Annotated in this window: 14 protein-coding genes; all 14 read right to left on the bottom strand. The window is 39.9% G+C overall.

Translation table 11 applies throughout. The features are described 5' to 3' along the window. Window positions 1-7 precede the first annotated feature (7 nt). The 14 genes from G6W43_RS07000 to G6W43_RS07065 are packed head-to-tail and all read right to left on the bottom strand — an operon-like array spanning window position 8 to window position 17,377. Window positions 8-928, bottom strand: coding sequence for a hypothetical protein (locus tag G6W43_RS07000; protein WP_194169457.1), 921 nt, complete (start codon window positions 926-928; stop codon window positions 8-10). Continuing rightward, window positions 928-2,733, bottom strand: a complete 1,806-nt coding sequence (locus tag G6W43_RS07005; RefSeq protein ID WP_194169458.1) for a coiled-coil domain-containing protein — start codon at window positions 2,731-2,733, stop codon at window positions 928-930. The genes G6W43_RS07000 and G6W43_RS07005 overlap by 1 nt, the downstream gene beginning before the upstream one ends. After that, complete coding sequence (locus G6W43_RS07010) at window positions 2,726-6,487, bottom strand: hypothetical protein (RefSeq protein WP_194169459.1); 3,762 nt, start codon at window positions 6,485-6,487, stop codon at window positions 2,726-2,728. The genes G6W43_RS07005 and G6W43_RS07010 overlap by 8 nt, the downstream gene beginning before the upstream one ends. Then, window positions 6,381-8,195, bottom strand: coding sequence for a hypothetical protein (locus tag G6W43_RS07015; RefSeq protein WP_194169460.1), 1,815 nt, complete (start codon window positions 8,193-8,195; stop codon window positions 6,381-6,383). Before G6W43_RS07015 ends, G6W43_RS07010 begins: the two co-directional genes overlap by 107 nt. 3 nt (window positions 8,196-8,198) lie before the next feature. Then, window positions 8,199-8,885: a virion core protein, T7 gp14 family gene (locus tag G6W43_RS07020; RefSeq protein WP_103575738.1), complete on the bottom strand. Its 687-nt coding sequence runs from the start codon at window positions 8,883-8,885 to the stop codon at window positions 8,199-8,201. A 1-nt stretch (window position 8,886) separates the two neighbouring features. Continuing rightward, window positions 8,887-9,369: a hypothetical protein gene (locus G6W43_RS07025; protein WP_194169461.1), complete on the bottom strand. Its 483-nt coding sequence runs from the start codon at window positions 9,367-9,369 to the stop codon at window positions 8,887-8,889. Further along, entirely contained in the window at window positions 9,366-12,023 is a 2,658-nt protein-coding gene (locus tag G6W43_RS07030) for a hypothetical protein (RefSeq protein WP_194169462.1), read from the bottom strand. The genes G6W43_RS07025 and G6W43_RS07030 overlap by 4 nt, the downstream gene beginning before the upstream one ends. Then, window positions 12,004-13,332, bottom strand: a complete 1,329-nt coding sequence (locus G6W43_RS07035; RefSeq protein WP_194169463.1) for a hypothetical protein — start codon at window positions 13,330-13,332, stop codon at window positions 12,004-12,006. The genes G6W43_RS07030 and G6W43_RS07035 overlap by 20 nt, the downstream gene beginning before the upstream one ends. Window positions 13,333-13,385: 53 nt before the next feature. Further along, entirely contained in the window at window positions 13,386-14,438 is a 1,053-nt protein-coding gene (locus tag G6W43_RS07040; protein ID WP_103575734.1) for a hypothetical protein, read from the bottom strand. A 17-nt stretch (window positions 14,439-14,455) separates the two neighbouring features. Continuing rightward, the gene (locus G6W43_RS07045) at window positions 14,456-15,166 is read right to left on the bottom strand and encodes a capsid assembly protein (protein ID WP_194169464.1); all 711 of its coding nucleotides are present in this window, start codon (window positions 15,164-15,166) and stop codon (window positions 14,456-14,458) included. A 9-nt stretch (window positions 15,167-15,175) separates the two neighbouring features. Next, window positions 15,176-15,355 (bottom strand): hypothetical protein, encoded by a 180-nt coding sequence (locus tag G6W43_RS07050; RefSeq protein ID WP_194169465.1) that lies wholly within the window; start codon window positions 15,353-15,355, stop codon window positions 15,176-15,178. After that, window positions 15,348-16,922: a portal protein gene (locus G6W43_RS07055; RefSeq protein WP_194169466.1), complete on the bottom strand. Its 1,575-nt coding sequence runs from the start codon at window positions 16,920-16,922 to the stop codon at window positions 15,348-15,350. Before G6W43_RS07055 ends, G6W43_RS07050 begins: the two co-directional genes overlap by 8 nt. 10 nt (window positions 16,923-16,932) lie before the next feature. Next, the gene (locus G6W43_RS07060) at window positions 16,933-17,133 is read right to left on the bottom strand and encodes a hypothetical protein (RefSeq protein WP_103575730.1); all 201 of its coding nucleotides are present in this window, start codon (window positions 17,131-17,133) and stop codon (window positions 16,933-16,935) included. A 46-nt stretch (window positions 17,134-17,179) separates the two neighbouring features. Further along, a complete protein-coding gene (locus tag G6W43_RS07065; protein WP_194169467.1) occupies window positions 17,180-17,377 on the bottom strand; it encodes a hypothetical protein in 198 nt (65 codons plus the stop codon). Window positions 17,378-17,447: the final 70 nt, after the last annotated feature.

The following is a 17,447-nucleotide window of genomic DNA, read 5'->3' on the forward strand; positions in this document are numbered from 1 at the left end:
CCCTCCTTTAAAAGTAAGAAAGCGAAACACTAGAGAGTGTTAAGTTTATAAACTCTTTCTTGCCCCCTGTTGCTTGTACTGAAGCTCTCATTACAAGGTAAGTATCTTTTTTATAAATCCACACACTTGTTTTGTAAGCCCCTCTACTCCCTGTTGAGTTTTCAGCAGGTGTTAGCGTGATAGTCCCTTGTAGAAATCCTGAGCCACCTAAAGAGGTAGTCTGTGCCCTAAAACGCTTATTAGCTAAGGTGTCACTCCAATCCCCTATAATAAACTCTACGTTTCGCTTTGACTTAGGGATAACAAAGTTAGGGGCTGTAAGATTATCATAGGAGTTATACTCTCCCTTAGCATATAGGCTATTCCCTCTTGTATTGAAGTAATCATCTCCCCCTTTATCTCCTCTTTTAAATACCAAAGAGAAAGTAGAGTTAGTGTCATTAAGAAAATCCTCAGAAAAAGAAACTTCTAGCATATCTTTTTCTGCATAAGCAGATATTCCTTTTACAGAAAGAAGCACAGATGCTTCAATATTATAGCCTTTGAGGGGATATTGCATTCTATCACTTGCGATAGAGCTAGATAGTTCTTTAGAGCTTCCCTTATACAAGAAGCGAAGTTTATCTTCACTTCTCCATATATAGCCTAGAATTACGGACTTACTAAAATCTCCATTTTCTAAAAGCCATAATGTACTTCCCTCTGAGAAAAAGCGATAGTTTAAAGAGATGTATAGGCGACGCCTTTTAACACCACTATACTCATAAGTGTTCCCAACCTCTGCTTTAAGCACCTCTTTTGTTAAGGTATGCTGCTCCCCTTTTGCAAGGTTTAGCTCTATGCTAGCTTGAGTATTAAAATATTTAGGGGTCATCAAAGCAGGCTTACCATCTGTATAGCCACCGCCACAACCTATCATAAAGCTCATTATGCCCTCCCCATATATACTTCGCTTGCACTAGCTATGAAGTAAGAAAAGACTTCAGTTTCTCCTAAATCAGTTGGCACTTCTCTCCATTTTATATTGCTATTCCAGCTTTCTATTCTATTAGCCCCTTTAACAACTATAACACCACCCTGTCCTACGCCAAACTGAGTTGGCCAAAAAGAAAAATCTCCGCGTGTGCTGTCTAAGGTTATTATGAAGTTTTTACCTTTCCGAGGGTCAATACTCATCTCATTAGAAAGCTCTACAATATTCTCAGTATAGGGCAAGAGGTCAAGAGTTATTTTTCCCTTAGCATCTAGTCCTGCATAGCCATTTGGTTTGTTCCTAGGGGGTATGTTTGCTCTAATATCATTTAAGCCTTTCTCTGTGATTTTCTTATCAGCATAATAATTATCTAAATATCCTTTAATGTCACGAGCTCTAACTCTATATAGTGAATTATTGAAAAACACACCAAAAGTATAGTCATAGTTATTTCTTTCAAGGAATATATCATACGCAGGAGACGCTATGGAGGTGTATGAGGCTATCGTTCCAACAGATATAAAACCATCTTGCCCTCTCTTAACAACCTTATTTGCTTCATTATCTGTGCTAGCTTCACTCTTTGCTAGATACCTATTGTCGCTCTCAGTCTTTCCATAGGCATCAACCTCTTGGGAGTTTATAAAGTCCTTAATAGACATAGACCTAAGCAGACCCTCTCCAGTATCTCTTACTATAAATCTCCACTTATCAGTAGCTAAAGAGTTCTTTATATCACTCACTTCGGCTTTAGTTGTAGCATTGAGATAGACATTGGTTGCATAGATATTACCTTGAGCGTTTCTTTTTACAAGCTTACCAGCTGTGTTGCCCTCACTGGCATCACTCTCTCTTAGTACCCCTTGCAACAAGTTATTTATCTTATTGCTAGAGTAAGTTTGAGCTACACCTGCTTGGGTGTCATTAATAAGCCCTGATTTGTTAAGGCTCTCTAGGCTACTCTTTAGGGTCTCTAGGCTAGCTTTAAGAGCGTTTAGCTCCGTTTGTTTGCCTTTAAAGTCATTAAGGATAGTCTTAATCTCATTTAGAGATGATGCAGCTGTATTAAGGGCTTCATTGGCTTTTGTATCTATGCTAGCTTTAGCCACGTCTATCTCTTGCTTTGTTCTTGTAGCCACATCCCCTATATCTAGTTTAGTAGCATTACCTAAGTTTGTTAAGTCCTGCTTAGCATTGTTATAGGTAAGCAAGATGTCTGTACTCTTTGAGGTAACATCTGCTAGCACACTTCTAACACTATCTAAGTTTGCTTTTACTTCAACAGCCTTACCTTCAACATCTCCTTTAAGCTCTTTAGCTTTTGCATAGTCAGTATTGAAGCTATCTATCTTTGTCTTAGCTTGCTCTAGCTGTACTAAGGTGCTCTCTAGCTTTGCTTTAGTCTCTTCAGCCCTGCTCTTTGTCTCTGCACTAAGGACTTTTAGCTCTTCGCCTGTTTGCTCTATGCTTGCTTTATCAGAGTTAAACTTAACTAACTTAGTATCAAGCTCAGCACTCTTAGCTGTTGCACTCTCTCCTAGCTTAGTTACAGCGTCCTTTTCTTCTTTAAAATACTTTGTAGCCCAAGACTTGTTAATGGCATCCTTATCATCTACAGGGTCAGCCACATAGGTAAGCCTTGAGCTTCTTGTATCAACTACTTTACTTCCATCAGGCATTGGAGAGATTTTAAGAAACCTCTCTTCTGCATCTGCTATCTTTTGTGTAGTCTTATTTTTCCTAAAGACTTCATCAATCATTGCCTCTCCTTAACATCCATAGTGGTTGTTGTCTGTTAGCTTCATTTGCAAGTGCAGGGTCAAACCTTGTCTGCATATCCTTTTCTAGTCTCTCTTTAACTTTGTCTAGTTTCTCTTCTTCTCTAGTTATATAAATCTGTTTAGCACTAGAGTAAAAAGTTGTGATAATATCTTGCAAGAAAGCAGCCTTGTCGCTATCAAGAGCTAAAGCTTGGTAGCTAGGGTTATTCATAACATCTATAAGCTTCTCTTTAAGTCCTAGCTCTTTTACTATGCCTCTTATGATGGTTTTATCAGCTGCCTCTATTGGTAGCTTTACACCATTAAACTCCATAGTATTTCCCTTTAATGGGTCAGTGCCTACGCCTAAGCTTGCTAGTTCATACTCGATAGAGCTTCTATCAAAGGTAGCTGTATTTGTAACACCTAAAAACATTCGCTCAGCCTTAGGGCTTGGCTCTCCAAAGAGGTTAAGAGCTTTTGGCATCTCTCCAAAAGGTAGGCTAGCTGTTATATAGTCACGAAACTTTTGTTTCTCTGTCTTACTTTCATCTAACCAATACTCCCTTATCCTTCTATTTAAAGCACTATAAGGCACACGAGCACCTAAGAGGTTATAAGACCACTTAACTACCTTTTGTCCCTTCTCTTCGTTAGGGTCTGAAAACAACTCTATGAAGTCCTTAGCACCTTTCATATAAGACTTGTTTGTCGCTGTCTTAATAAATGCACCTGTTAGAGCTGCTAAGAAGCTCTCGTCTTGCTCTGGGTCACTCTCAACCTTATCCCAAGCACTAAGCACATTAGATACTAAGGCTATGTTTGATGAAAGTGGGTCAAGTCCTTCGAAGCTATAAGCTCTATCTCCTACTATGATGCTGTTTTCAGGTATGTTTGCTAAACCTAAAGCCTTGCTTTGCTTTGTATCTGTTGCTGATAAGATGATGCCATTTCTATATAGCTCCCATATAGCCCCTATAATCATAGAGCTAACAACTACTTGTGATATAGCCATAGCCCTTCTAGTGCCTCCTGCTGCAAAGTCTCCTAGCCACTCCCTACTAAAGAAGGTAAATGGAGGTATGCGTCTTAACATCTCTTTTGTAATGTTTGCTGGAGTTGTTCTAAAAGGCACTACTAATCTAGCAGCTGTTTTCATAACTATATTAGGGCTATTAGACATATCTTGTAGCCATCTTAAAGGTTGGTTAATACCTAATGAGCCATTAGCTAGTGCGTGATATACAGGCTGTGTGAGTTTGTCAAAAGGATTAGATACAGATGTAGGAGTAGTAAATGTAGCCCTTCTAGCCATATCTATTGCTCTTTGATACTGCTTAGTAGTAGGGTTATTTACAAAGTTGCTGATAAACTCAGCCTGCTCCATCTTAGAGCCAAACTTAAGCCCTTGCTCGTTCATAGTCTCAGCAGCTTGTCTATATAACTCTCCCTTATAAGATATGTTTTTAAAGACCTCATCAACTCCAGTAAGAGCCCTAAAGATAAAGTTATAGGTTAGGTCTGAGACATAGTCTTTTACATCACTTGCTACTCTTTGCTCTTTTGGTATGAGCCTACCTTCTTCATCAAACATCTTGCCAAAGACACCTCTAACATTAGCTGTGAGTGCTTCGTTCCACTTCTCTCCTACATCTAATATAGGTCTGTTATTTAGAAAGGCTTTTATGGCATTTCCGTTCTTACCATCTTTAGAATACTTAGCAAGCTTTAGGCTATCTTTAGCACCTGCCACAAACCCAGCCCACTTGTAGTAATACTCTTTAAAATGCTTAAGGTCTTTGTCTGCAATAGACCTACCTGCTAGAGCTGTAAGGTGTTCTATCTCTCTTAAGCCTATCATTGTAAGGTTGCCTAGCACGTTCTTTATGTGTGTCTGAGGACTTGAGAGCATAGCTCCTTGACCCATACCCATAACTACATCATACCAAGAGCCTCCACGAGACGCCCTTCTAGTAACAGCAGCTCCCTCTTTAACACTCATCTCATATCTTTTGGCAAAGAGGTCAAGCTCTTTGTTTATCTGAGCTAAGCCCCCTAAGCTATCTACGTTTGCTTGTAGCTCCTCTGTTGGTAAGTCTTTTAGTCTTATAGGTTTATTTAATAGCTTATGAGCGTTCAAGCCTCTACCTATCTCAGAGCTTATGCCTTTAAACATATCTTGCATACGTCCGTGCTGAAGCATCTTAGTGTATAACTCAGTAGCCTCTGCAATGTCTGAAGCTCCTCTTTCTTTGTAGCTTTTGATACCCTCAAACAAGTCCTTACCAAAGTCATTTAGAGTTCTGCCAATGGCTACAACCTTAGCGTTGATGTTTTGCACGCCCTTATAAGCGTTCTTAACAAAGTCCATATCAACATCATAGGTGTTAGAGATTTCTTCAACTTCTTTATGGGTTACCTTAGCTTTGTTTAGGTTAGCCTCTAGCTCATCAACGTGACTTACTACGTCCTCTTTTGTTATAAGCTTATCTGCTACACTCTTAGGTTGCTCTATTTCTACCTTAGTAGGCTCAGCCTCTTTACCCATAAGCTTAGCTTCCCTTTTGGTATCTATGGCTTCTTGTAGGCTCTTAGCCTCTTTTTCACTCTTAGGGGTAACTTTAGGGGTCTCTTTAGGTGCTTTTAAACCTGTGCTATCAATAGCTTTTTCTATCTCTTTTTCATAGATAGCTCCTGAGCCATTAGCTTTTAGGACAGCTGATTTCTTAATACCACCTATAACTTTAAAGATACTCTCTGCAAATGCACCAAGTCCTAAGTTCTCTATGGTCTGCTTAGTTCTAAGTAGCACTGCACTATCTCCCTCTTTAGCTCTTAAAGCTTCAGCTATGGCATTATCAAGAGGGGTATCTTTTACTAGGTCACTAACCTTAGTATCTTTACCATCAAAGGCTGTAAAATCTACTACTGCACCTCTTGCCATACCAAGTAGTGCTGGGTTTTTAATAGTATTTGCAAAAGCTCCTGCTTTAGCTACACCAGTATATGGGATTAAGAATTGAGATAGGGTTCTCATAGCCTCTCCAAAGCTATCTTTATCTTTTGGGAGTATCTTAGAGAAGTCTATGATGTCCTTTTCGTTTGGGTCATCAGGGTAAAGAGACTTTTGGTGCTCTATCATATCCCCTAAGTTCTTACCACTCCATACATCATCAGCCCAAATCTTAGCCCTATCAGGTAGTCTTGAAAGACCCTTTATGCTATCTACTGCTAGGTCTTTAGTGTTCTCAATGGCATCAAGTGCTCCACCCATAGCGTTATAGCCAACCTCAGCTAGATAATATCTAAGCTTATTTGAGTGATACTCTTCATATCTAGTAGCATCAAGCTCAGTCATACGTCCTGAGTTATAAAGGGTGTTGGCATCTTCAGGGCTAAGCTCAAGCAGTCCTTTGTTTCTAAAGTTATATCCTGCCCTTGCCATATAAGCCCCCTCTTTATCTAGTAGCCCCTTTTTATAAAGCACGTAAGCATCATCAGGCGAGCTTATGCTAAAGGGGTCTGCTACTTTACCTTGTTCGTTTAAGGGATAATCAGGGGTGGGAGTATTCTCAATAGAGATGCCTAGCTTCTTTCTTATCTGCATAGGGCTAGGCATAGAAGCTTCTTTAGTTAGCCCTCCCACATCATCTAGTGAAGAAGCTTTCGTCGAGGTCATCTCCTGTGCCTCTTTGGTCGGTAGATTTAGTGTTGTCAAATCTGCCACTTCTGATAGATTGTGTTTTACCTCCATTTGCTTTATCCTTTTTAGTTGTCTCTCTTCCTATATATTCAGGTCTTATAAGTCCAGTATCATCATCTATAACCCTATCAGTTAGGTCATCTAAGAAGTCATTTATCTCAGGCACACTCACTTTTCTTTGCTCTTGTTGAGCCTTATAGATAAACTTAGTAACCTCTCTATCTACTAGCTGAAGAGCCTTTGTAGCATCCCCTCTCATATTTTGATTAAGCTTATCTAATGTAGTTTTACCTATACGGTCATTTAAGGCTTCTTTGCCTGACATAAGAGCTTTCCACTCAGCTGTATTGTTACCTAAGCCTATGCTCTTTAAGCTTGTCTCTGTATCGCCTATGCTCTTTACTAAGCTTGTGTAATCAGTTTTTGTAAGATATGCTTTGTTAGCCTCAACATCATCAAAGCTTAGATTACCTGTTTGATTTTTTCTTAGTAACCTTGTATAAGCCTCAGTATTTGTTGTCTCTGCAAAGCCAGCGTTTTGACTAAGGCTAACACCAAACTTCATAAGCCTTGCTCCATCCTCGCCATTTATTGCTCCGCTTTGGACTGCCTGAGCTACCATATAAGGGAGGGATTTAGCATATTTGACTTTACTTGCCTCATCTAACGTGTCATAAGTATAAGCCTGCATCCACATATTAGCTGCATTCTTTTCTTGAGCTTTCTTAAGTAAAGCCTCTTGCTCTTTTCTATACTCCTCTTTAGCCTTAATGCTTTGAGCCTCTAGGTTATCCATCATATCCTTGTAAGGCATAGAGATAGCTCCAGTCTTAGGGTTACTACCAACTACTGTGTCATAAAGTAGATTGCCATCAGCACCCCTAAGTCCTCTTAGGCTATAAAGGATTGCATCAGCTTTCTTGAAGTTACCCTCATTTACAGAGGCTAACATCTTGTCTCCTGCTCTACTAACTACAAAGGTAGCTAACTCATTGGGACTAAGCCAAGAGCCTCCTTCGCTCTCTCTTGTTTGAGCTGAGATTGAGTTCATAGTCTCTTGAAAAGACATAGGGTTTAGCTCCCCTTTATCAAACATACTATCAACGTAGTAATTAACTAATGTGCTAGTAGAGTTTAAAAGCTTTGTCTTTCTATCCTCTATGTATGCTTTGTTATAGGCTTCTTCTCCCTCTAGGAGTGCCTGTTTAGCCATAAGGATGCCACTCTCACTCATAGCTCCATTACGCTCATTAGAGTTCATATACTCTTCATTAAAGACGTTTTGATAGGTTTCTTTATAGAGGGCATCTGTCCTTGCTCTAGGGTTTGGGTCATCTAAGAAGTAGTTATTTTGCTTTAGCTGTTCTAAGAATTGGGTCTTTAAATCAATAGCTCTAGCTTCATCTTCAGTAGCCCTGTAACCTCTCTTATAAGCCTCTTCAGAGTGCAAGAAGCCACCAACCCTAGAGCTATCCATCTCAAGTCTTTCGTTAGCGTCTTGCATACCCCTTAAGGTATCTTCTTTAACGTTCTCTTGATATTTAGCTCCAGCTATCCTTACAGTGTTACCTGCAAGCTCTCTTAGTAGTCCGCCTATCCTAGCGTTTTGTCTAGCACTCTGCACGTCAGAGTTAAGACTTAAATCAGTAGGCACATACATATTTATAGGCTGAGCTACAACGTTTGGTGCTGATGAGTTACGAGATAGCATAGGGGTTTCAACTCTCCTTACAGCTATCCTAGAGTTCTCTATTCTCATTTATTACCCCCAGTTAGATTTGAAGTTTGTAGCATAAGGGCTTCTTTTAATCATCAGGTTCTTTTGCTGAGTGGTGGTAGCTCCTGCCTTTGTAGCATTGGATGTCTCCATAGGGGTTGTACCACCTGTTTGATTTGTCTGAGTACTTTGGTTCATCATCCCTGATTGGTTCATAGCTCCATATACTGTGCTATACATCTGCAAGCCTCCCACAGCTCCTGCTAGGGCTGCTTCTAGGTGGCTAGCTCCGTGTTTCTTGTATTGAGACTGAAGGCTCTTAACACCACTTGTATATTGGCTAGATAGTCTCTCATACTCTCTAGCATTCTGAGCGTGTTCGTTCTCTTCATTTTGATTTATCACACTTAGGTCTTGGTTCTCATTAAACCTTGAAGCATTAAAGATTGCATCTATGGAGTTGCCTACTAAGCCTCCACTTTCAACCCTTAGTCTTGACCTCTCTCTTAAAGCCTCAGCCTGTCTCTTTTGCCGTTCGACTGCTGCCTTATCTGATATTTGTTGGTTCTGCTCTTGTAAGGCTACTTGCTGAGCCATCATATTGCTTTCTTGTTGCTTTACCTCTGCGTCTATCGCCTTGTTCTGAGCTTTGTTTTGCTCTACTGTTTGATAGGCGGTAGCTGCTGCTGAGATAGCTGCCATTGCTATTGGTATAGCTATCATATAACACATATTAAAAATCTCCTTTATCTAAATGAAACTTAACAAAGAGTGTCTCTTTATCCTTAAAGGTTACATACTCTTTATCAAAGCTAAAGCCTAAGCTCTTAAGCCACTTTATAGAGGGCTTGTTCTTTAGGCTCACATAGTTATAAACTCTTGTAAGACCTAGTTTAAAGAAGCAGTAAGCTAAGCCATCATAACAAAACGAATTAGAGCTAAAGAGGTGCTTATTAAATAACTCATCACTACATAGCACCCACACTACGCCTGCCTTCTCATCCTTAGGGTCTTTAGCAACTCCACCTGCACCTATACACTTCTCGCTCTCATCAAGGAGTAGCCAAGCAACTATTGAGCTATCTAGGCTATCCTTTAGAGCTTGCTTAGGGCTAATATCGCTTTGTGCCTTAAGCTCATCTCTCTCACGCTTGCAAATCTTAAGCTCCTTTACTACATCCCAATAGCAAGGCTTATATGTAAGTGTTCTTATCATAGTGGCTTATCTATTAGTGAGGTTAGGATTTCAAAGGAGACTGATTGAATGTATATAGGCTTAATGCCAGCACTCTCTATGCAAAGCTTATTATCCTTAGCTTCTCCACGAAGTATGAAGGTTCGTTTATAGATACTAGGACGTGCTGTGCTTGTTAGGTTATCCCAAAAGTACCTTAGCTTCTCTTTATCAAATGAGTAATCTCTTATGCTTACATAGACATTAGCAGCCTTAGCTAAATATATGGTAGCCCTTCTAAGCAGTGTTCTACCATCTATTGAGCCTACTACGTCATTAGTAAATTTAAGAAAGATTGGCGAGAAGTGATACTTAAATGAGTACTTATAGCCATAGTGCAAGCCACCTGCAATAGCATTTTGTAAGTCATTTTGAGGAGTGCTAGAGGTTATCTCAGAGCCATCGTAATACTTTCTCATAATGACATTAGGGATAGCTAGGATTTCTCTAGCGTCCTCTTTCATAGCACTAAAAGGCTTATCAAAATCTACACACTCATAGTCTGAGCCAACTAAGCCTAAGTCTATCTTACCTAATACTCCATCTCCAAAGGCAATATAGAGCTTATTATCAAAGCAAAATATTCCAGCTACACTCTTAGCAAACGTCCATACACTCCAAGAGCTTTGGGTTTTCTTATCTCCACTCCAAGCATACTTATAGACATAGAGCTTGCTTGAGTAGTCGCTTACGAATAAGATGTCTTCGTTAGGCATACCTGTTACAAGGTAGTTGCTACTTGATTTAAGAAGGTCAGGCACGTGGTCTGTGACACTAGGAGCATCATTAATCATACCATCGTTTTGTATGAAGTACTCTCTTAGGCTTACACCATTTCCTCTTGGAGAGATGAAGTATGTCATCTGTCCTAAGCTTACAGGTCTTACAGAGCCATCAAATGGATAGGATAGTATTGGCGCTACGTTTATAGTCTTTGATGAAAGGGGGTCATTACCGCTATTTAGGATAAACTGCTGGTCGTCTCCAAATATCATAAGGTTATCTCTACTTGCCTTTGCATAGTAAAGCGTTGTTACAGAAGTTGAAGGCACATCTACATCTATTGGAGCGTCATCAAGAGCATCTGTAACAGTACCTGCAAAGAAGTTAAAGAAGTCTCCAACCTTCGTAAGGCTAACTGATTGTCCGCTTAGTATGCCAAGCCTATTAGAGAATAAGAATATATCATTGATTGTATTATCTACAAAGCTTGGATTTGGGTTAGAGTTCTCATCTCCCACAGCTCTATCAGACCAAAGACAATACTCAAGTGCAAAGTAAAGACCAAGAGGATTGTTCTCACTTCTATATCTAGCTATGTCTTGCTTTCTTATTAGCTGAAGGGGCATAGTAGAGTTATCAAACTTATGGTAACCATTAGGCTCTCTATACTCTTTCCATACACCAGTTGAAGCTATCTTCTTACCTTCTTTTAGATAGCTCTTTTCATATCTTACCCAGTATGTACCCTCATCACTATCTGTCTTACCTACTATCTGAAGCACAAAGCCATCAGGAGCTTTTGGAGGCAAGGCATTAAATGCTTGCGCTCTACCTTTAAAGGCTTTAAGGGCTGCATCTCCCCAACTATCTCCAACCTCTATGGTAAAGTCTGACTTATCCTTAGCCCAAACTTCTATAACAGCTCCGTTTAATGACGTCTCAAATATCCCTCCAGCTCCTGCGTTTATCTGACTTGCAAGATTAGCTGCTATTGTCTCTGTTCTATAAGTGCTACCTTGATTGGTATTACCTGATTGATACGAGGCATTGACTGTGGTGCCTCTTTTAGTAAGGACAACCCTGTAATTCTGCTCTGCCACACCTTTACTTACATAGATGATAGCTCTCTTATCATACTCTGAAAGATTAGTTGTATTGCCTCCTGATATAGACTGCTCCATCCACCCATCTACTTCTAGTGTAAAGGCTGTACCATCCACCTTTCTAAAGTAAAAGGTAGGTCTGCCATTTTCAAAAGGGATGTTTGGCTGAGTAGCAGAGAAGCCTGTACGAGCGTTGATTTGGTCTCTAAGCTCTTGAGCTATATCATCAAGTGTCTCTGCCTCTCCAGTATCTCTCTTTTTACCATCTACGTGCGTATAGGTTGCTAGAGTAACTCCATCTACCTTTATGTAGTACGTGTGGGTCATATCTAGCCTAGCATTAATGGATAGCTTTACCATAGCTGACATATCAGAGTTAGAGGTAAAGCTATCTACAACTTGCTTCATCCTTACAACTCTACGTTTATTAACAATAAAGGTGTAGTCTCCTATGGTTGTCATAGCTATATCATTTTGTGGAGACTTTGTTGTTATGTAGTTTTGATGCTGTGTTACACCTTCTACTGGATACTCAAACCCCTTTAGGTTCATAACCTTGAGGTCTCCCTTAGCATCAAGCTTTATGATGTATCGCTCATCTTCGTCTCTGTTTATCGTATGCCAAAAGGGTTTAGCGTAACCTAGACCTGAGCTAATGATACTCACAGGAGGTCTTTGGCATAGTCCATAAACTAATGAGCTTATGGCATTTTCTTGGTAGTTGCCTTGCGTCTCAAGCCTAAGCGTAGGGGCTTGCTGGCTCATACCATTAAAAAGCCCTGCGTAGTGTTTAGTTATTAGTGTTTGCATTTGTTACCTTTAGTCTGTATTTAGGTCTTACGCTAGATGTGACAGCTTCAGGATTGTTCTCCTTATCAAGTATCCTAGAGACACTCTTGGAGTTCATAAAGGATAGTGGAGCTAAGCTTTGACCTGCTAGGGCTTTAGCTCTTATAATCATCATCTCATCTAGTACGTACTTTCTAGGGCTAATAATAGCTGTTGGCTGATGTAAGAAGCTTGCTTTATATCTTGCATAGCTAAATACTGCCTCAGGTATCTCACTATCTTCTACACCCTCTTCAATGCCTAGCTCAATCTTAACCTCTCTTAAGGCTCTGTTATAGAGTGCTTTAGGAGCTATTAGGTTTGTTATTAGGCTAGCTTCTGCATTATCCATATCCTCAGTTGTGATAGGTCTTTGAGCCTCACTTGGTATAAGAATGCTTTGAAGTCTAAACATAGTCTTGTTAAGGATGTAGTCGTTTATGACAGAGTTAAACTCACTTTGTGTATAGCCATAGGTAGCTATAAACTCATCTGTAACTTTTGCATAAAGCTCAGGTGGATACAATCTATTTGCTATTATTGCTAAGCGTAAATCAAGCTCATTTTGGTTCTTTTCAGCATCTGATATAACATAATCATCAGGGCTTAGGATAGACTTTTGAAAGTTATAACTAGCTATGACCCTTAGGGTTTGTGTTATATTACTAGAGTTACTTAGGTCTGTTGGGATTACATTACTAAAGCCATAGATTGCAAAGAGCTCTTTAGCTGTGGCTTCTAGCACCTCCATAGGTACTTCTCTTCTTGTTATGAGCCTCTTCTTAAAGTCTTGATAGCTTTGCTCTACACTCTCAATGCTTAGTGGGTATTCATCTACCTTAGCAAAGAGTATAGCTTCAAGCTTGATGAGTGCTAGGTTTTGCTTTAAGCTCTTAGGCACAAGGCTGCTAAAGCTGTAAAGCTCGCTTAGCTCTGTATCAACTTCTGCTTGGATGTTCTTAGGTATTAGCTTCTTTCTTATGATAGCTCGTTTATTATATGCTTCATCCTCTGCGGTAAATTCATGTAAGACTTCACTTGATACTACATTTGTTTGAAACTTACGACCTGCAACTGCTACAACTAAGTTATAGACCTCTATTGGCATACTATTAAGTGTGTTTATGTCATTATAAGCAAAGTCATCATTAGTGTAAGGTAACTCATCTATTGCATTTTGAAGCATACGTTTAGCCATTAAAGCACTAGGGTCATTCATATCCTCTAGCATCTCTTGACCTACGCTTAACAATATTGTATTTACTGCGTCCTTTATTCTATCGTTTGGCATTATTTCTCCTTATTTTATTTTTGACAAAAAGGGGAGCATAACGCCCCCCTATGTTATGCGAATGAGCCTGTTGGGAGCTTGCCTGCTCCTACTCTATTCTTATCGTGGATTACTTGAGCCCAGTTAGCTGGTAATGCTGCTTTGCGTATCTCAACAGCACATTCAGGTCTTAATACACCCATACCACAAGCTAGGCTTGCTCTAGTCCAAGTACCCATTCTGCCATCATCATCCCATATCTTAGTAGTGATGTCTCCGCCTTTTAATACACCAACTGCTTCATTAGTGCCTACAAAGGCGATAGTACCCTCGCAGTTAATACCGTGATACTCATCGTAAAACTCTTTATTAGCTGGTTTTGTTGCATCAACGTTTGGTAGGTAGTTATGGTAAGTTAGTGGGATACCGCCAATCTTAAACACAGTACCTTCTGCATAATCGCCTACATTGCCATAGTCTTTGTTTAGTAAGGCTCTATTTTCGATAATCTCGAAGTATGTATCAGGGCTTGTAACAGCAAAGATTTCTCCTGTAACGTTCTTTTTGATTAGCTCTTTCTTAGCAGCTATCAAAGCTTTAGCAAATGCATTAACTCTTGTAGCAAGGTCAGCGTTAGCTAGGTTTGTATCAACTATTACAGAGCCTCCATCATACTCGTCCATAACGTTCTTTAGACGAGCTGCTGTGATAAACTTCATCTGAATGTTGCGGTCATACTTTTGAGCTAGGACTTCTCCCATCTTCTTTGTATATTCTTTACGTGCATCGTAATGCAACATACTTTCATTGAAATCATCAGTGAAGAATGAGCTTACAAGAGGTCTATCAAGAGTAAGCTCTGATTTATCGTGAGCTACCTCTGAGCCTTTGATATGCTCGCCTGCGTTATGGTAGTAAGCACCTATGCCACCAATGTGCTCGAAGCGTAATGATTTAGCACCATTTATCTCTTTACGTTGGTACTTACCCTCCATAGCTACGTTTTTCTCAAAGCTAGATAGGATTTCTCCAGTTACCTTTTCTACTAGAAGCTCTCTATCATTAGCCTCCAAGCCACTAAATGAGCCGTTCTTGCTACCACTATTTAAAGCTGTTGCTTTATCCATCTATGTTCTCCTTGTTGTTATTGTTGTTTGAAGCCACCAAGCCTTAAAGTATTGGCTAGCTTTTCATCTACTTCTGCTCTGTATTGAGGGCTTTTGTTATACCTCTCATCAGAGATTGCATTGGCGTAGTCTCTACGTGTTAGAAATGTATCGTTTCTAAGACCTCCGCTACTTGTCTCTCCCATAGTTAGCTTAGGCTTACTTGTGCTATTTAGGCTCTTTCTTGCATACAAGCCCTTAATGGCAGCATTCATTCTTCTTTGGTTGCCACTATTTATAGCCTCGTTATAGTCCTCTATCTCATCTTCTGTGAGGTTCTCGCTAGCCCAAGCTATCATATCTGTATAGCCCTGCTTACCACCAACTAAGTTATAGGCTTGATTGGCTGCTTGTTCTGTTACGTAAGCTGAGGCTACCTTTAGGTTTTCTATATAGTTATCCACTAGGTTCTTAGGGAAACTCTTATATAGCTCCTTGCGTGATGCCTCTCCAATATCGCCTGTATATCTTAGTTCGTTCTCGTACTTTGAGTAGTCGAAGTCTTCGCTAGGGTCATAAGTCTGTTTAGGAGTATCTTGTGGTTTATCTGTTGTGATTTTAAGACCAGCATCTTGTCCGTTGTCAATGGTCTTAGCACTAGCTGTTTGAGAAGGTATCTCTGTTTTGCTTGGCTCAGTGCCAGTCTCAACGTTAGTATCCACCTCGTTACCAATAATGTTATCACTCATTACTCCTCCTTAAAATCTAATGATTACCTGAGTATCATCAGTGTTCTCCACTGGATTAGCCTTGCCTACCTTAAACTCTTCACTCTCACTAAAGCCCTTAGCTTCTACTGCTAGACTGTCAGTGTTAGGTTTAGCTTGCTCTAGGTTCTCATTGTTCTCTTGTTCGTTCTTGCTAGTATTCTTAGCCATTTATATCTCCTTGTTGCGTTTGTGTCATTTGTTGCATTACACTTGGGTCTGTCATAGCTTTACTAATGCCACTCACTAGGTTTGGAGTAGCTTTACTCATAAGCTCTTGTTGCTGAGCTTGTTGTTGTTGCTGTGCTATGGTGTCAGCATCCAAGAGTATGTCAGTATCTTTTATGCCAAGCGATGTAGCTAGGCTCTTTAGTACGTACTCATAGTTAAGCATAGAAGCTGCTTGTGGTGCTAAGGTGCTAGCTGTTTGCATAAAGGTTATAATCTTGTTATAGTCTTGTCCTCTACCTAAGCCCTCTAAGCCTGTTGTAATAAGTGGTTCTATATTCTCACTACCTTCAGGGAATGCTCCACTCTCTCTTAGCTTTTGTATCTTTAGCTTTATGTAAGGGAGTTGAAACTCCTGAGATAACACGCTATACGTACCACCTAAGCTCTCTTCAAGCTCACTTGCCATTGTCCTTATCTCTTCAGCTGTTACTCTTTCAGCCTGCCTTTGTATGCTAGAATTCATCATAAAGTGAAATGCTAGGTCTTGCTTAAGGTCATTAACGCTCTCTCTTATGGTTGCAATGTCTGCGTTCTTATTTACTTGAAGCACACTAACATCTTCTGCATTACCTTCAAGCACCTCTAGGTTCTCAGCATTTGCTATATCAACGCTTCTAGTTGTGCCATTAGGTGCTACAAAGAATAATACCTTAGCACTTGCACTGCTAGCTTCTAGCCTTGCTTGAGATAAGCCCTCTAAGCTCCTTAAGTCTCCTATGACTTCATCTACATAACTTCTACCATAGTTCTCATTAGGCAGTGCAGACCACCTAAGAGCTAGATAAGGTAGCTCATCTTTCTCAAACTCTCCATCAGCTTCAGGTAAGCTAAAGCCACTTACTTCTTGAGCTGTTATCCACTTGTCTTTGTCCTTATCAAGATATACCCTTGTATAAAGCTCCACATAGTTCTTTGAGCTTTCTAGTTGCTTTGTCTTAGCTAGTACTGCGTTTCTGATAGTTTCATCAGTAATAGCCATAGGGGCTATCTGCTCTTTTATCAGAAACTCTAGTAGATTGCCTAAGGGGTCTCTTTGACAAACGTATTGGTCTAGTCTATAAATCTTAAGGGATGCGCCTTTAACGTCACTAGGGAAGTATAAAAGGGCGTTACCTGTAATGATTAATAGCCTTAAGAATTGAAAGATTTGCACCCTCTCTCCACTAGCTTCAATGTGATTTACAAGCACACTCTCCATCTGTGATAATGTAGCTTCTACATCTTCACTCTTAGAGCCCTCTTGGATTAAGCTAGGGTCAATAGTAAATCTAAAGAAGGGGCTATTTGGTGGTAATAGCGTTAGCATAAGCTTTGAAGCTAATGTATTAACACCTCTAGCTCCTTGTGATTGAAAGGGTTTATAAAGCTTTGTTTGCTCGTCACTACCATCAGGAGGTAGTAATGAAGGTATAGTTAGCTTAGCACACTCTCTTGCTCTCTCTAGGACACTACTGCGTTTATTTTCTAGCTGTTTGTATCTTGTAGCTAGAGATGTTACCTCTACCATTTAACCCCCTCTAGCTCATTACGTTTAAGCCTGTGGAGCTATCAGTTGTCTTTTGGATTGGTATGGTAAGCCTTGAGCTACCCTTGCGTTTCTTTCTTTGGTTCTTTGTATCGTCACTATCCCCTACCTTTAACTCAGCTGTCTCTGCTGGAGCAGCTGGTGGTGGTGCTGGTTGTGGGTCTGGTGACCTGTGTTTTCCGCCTCCGCACATATTATCTGTCCTCCTTTGTTGGTATCTTGTTAATCTGTTTCATCAGTTAATCTCTCCTTTGTTTAAGTTTCTCTAGTTCATCTATTAAAAAGTCTATAACACTTCTTTGTCCTAGCTTAAAGTAAAGTTCTTTCTTAGTTAGGTTAAAGTCAAGGCTCTTAGAGTTTCTTATGGATAATCTAGGATAAGCTTCATTTAAAGCTAGTATTAATCTCTCGTGGTCTATGCTTATAGGTATAGCCATAACTCTCCTTTAAGATAATCTATAACCCCCCTTACCCCCCTTGGAGAATGTGTTTTTCTCCTATAAGTGG

This window comes from Campylobacter concisus (genome assembly GCF_015229965.1).
Classification (GTDB): Bacteria; Campylobacterota; Campylobacteria; order Campylobacterales; family Campylobacteraceae; genus Campylobacter_A; species Campylobacter_A concisus_BD.

Coding starts and splice junctions, on each gene's coding strand:
- G6W43_RS07055 (WP_194169466.1), bottom strand. CDS start 16,922: ATGGTAGAGGTAACATCTCTAGCTACAAGATACAAACAGCTAGAAAAT.
- G6W43_RS07060 (WP_103575730.1), bottom strand. CDS start 17,133: ATGTGCGGAGGCGGAAAACACAGGTCACCAGACCCACAACCAGCACCA.
- G6W43_RS07025 (WP_194169461.1), bottom strand. CDS start 9,369: ATGATAAGAACACTTACATATAAGCCTTGCTATTGGGATGTAGTAAAG.
- G6W43_RS07005 (WP_194169458.1), bottom strand. CDS start 2,733: ATGATTGATGAAGTCTTTAGGAAAAATAAGACTACACAAAAGATAGCA.
- G6W43_RS07040 (WP_103575734.1), bottom strand. CDS start 14,438: ATGGATAAAGCAACAGCTTTAAATAGTGGTAGCAAGAACGGCTCATTT.
- G6W43_RS07045 (WP_194169464.1), bottom strand. CDS start 15,166: ATGAGTGATAACATTATTGGTAACGAGGTGGATACTAACGTTGAGACT.
- G6W43_RS07050 (WP_194169465.1), bottom strand. CDS start 15,355: ATGGCTAAGAATACTAGCAAGAACGAACAAGAGAACAATGAGAACCTA.
- G6W43_RS07020 (WP_103575738.1), bottom strand. CDS start 8,885: ATGTGTTATATGATAGCTATACCAATAGCAATGGCAGCTATCTCAGCA.
- G6W43_RS07030 (WP_194169462.1), bottom strand. CDS start 12,023: ATGCAAACACTAATAACTAAACACTACGCAGGGCTTTTTAATGGTATG.
- G6W43_RS07035 (WP_194169463.1), bottom strand. CDS start 13,332: ATGCCAAACGATAGAATAAAGGACGCAGTAAATACAATATTGTTAAGC.
- G6W43_RS07000 (WP_194169457.1), bottom strand. CDS start 928: ATGAGCTTTATGATAGGTTGTGGCGGTGGCTATACAGATGGTAAGCCT.
- G6W43_RS07015 (WP_194169460.1), bottom strand. CDS start 8,195: ATGAGAATAGAGAACTCTAGGATAGCTGTAAGGAGAGTTGAAACCCCT.
- G6W43_RS07010 (WP_194169459.1), bottom strand. CDS start 6,487: ATGGAGGTAAAACACAATCTATCAGAAGTGGCAGATTTGACAACACTA.
- G6W43_RS07065 (WP_194169467.1), bottom strand. CDS start 17,377: ATGGCTATACCTATAAGCATAGACCACGAGAGATTAATACTAGCTTTA.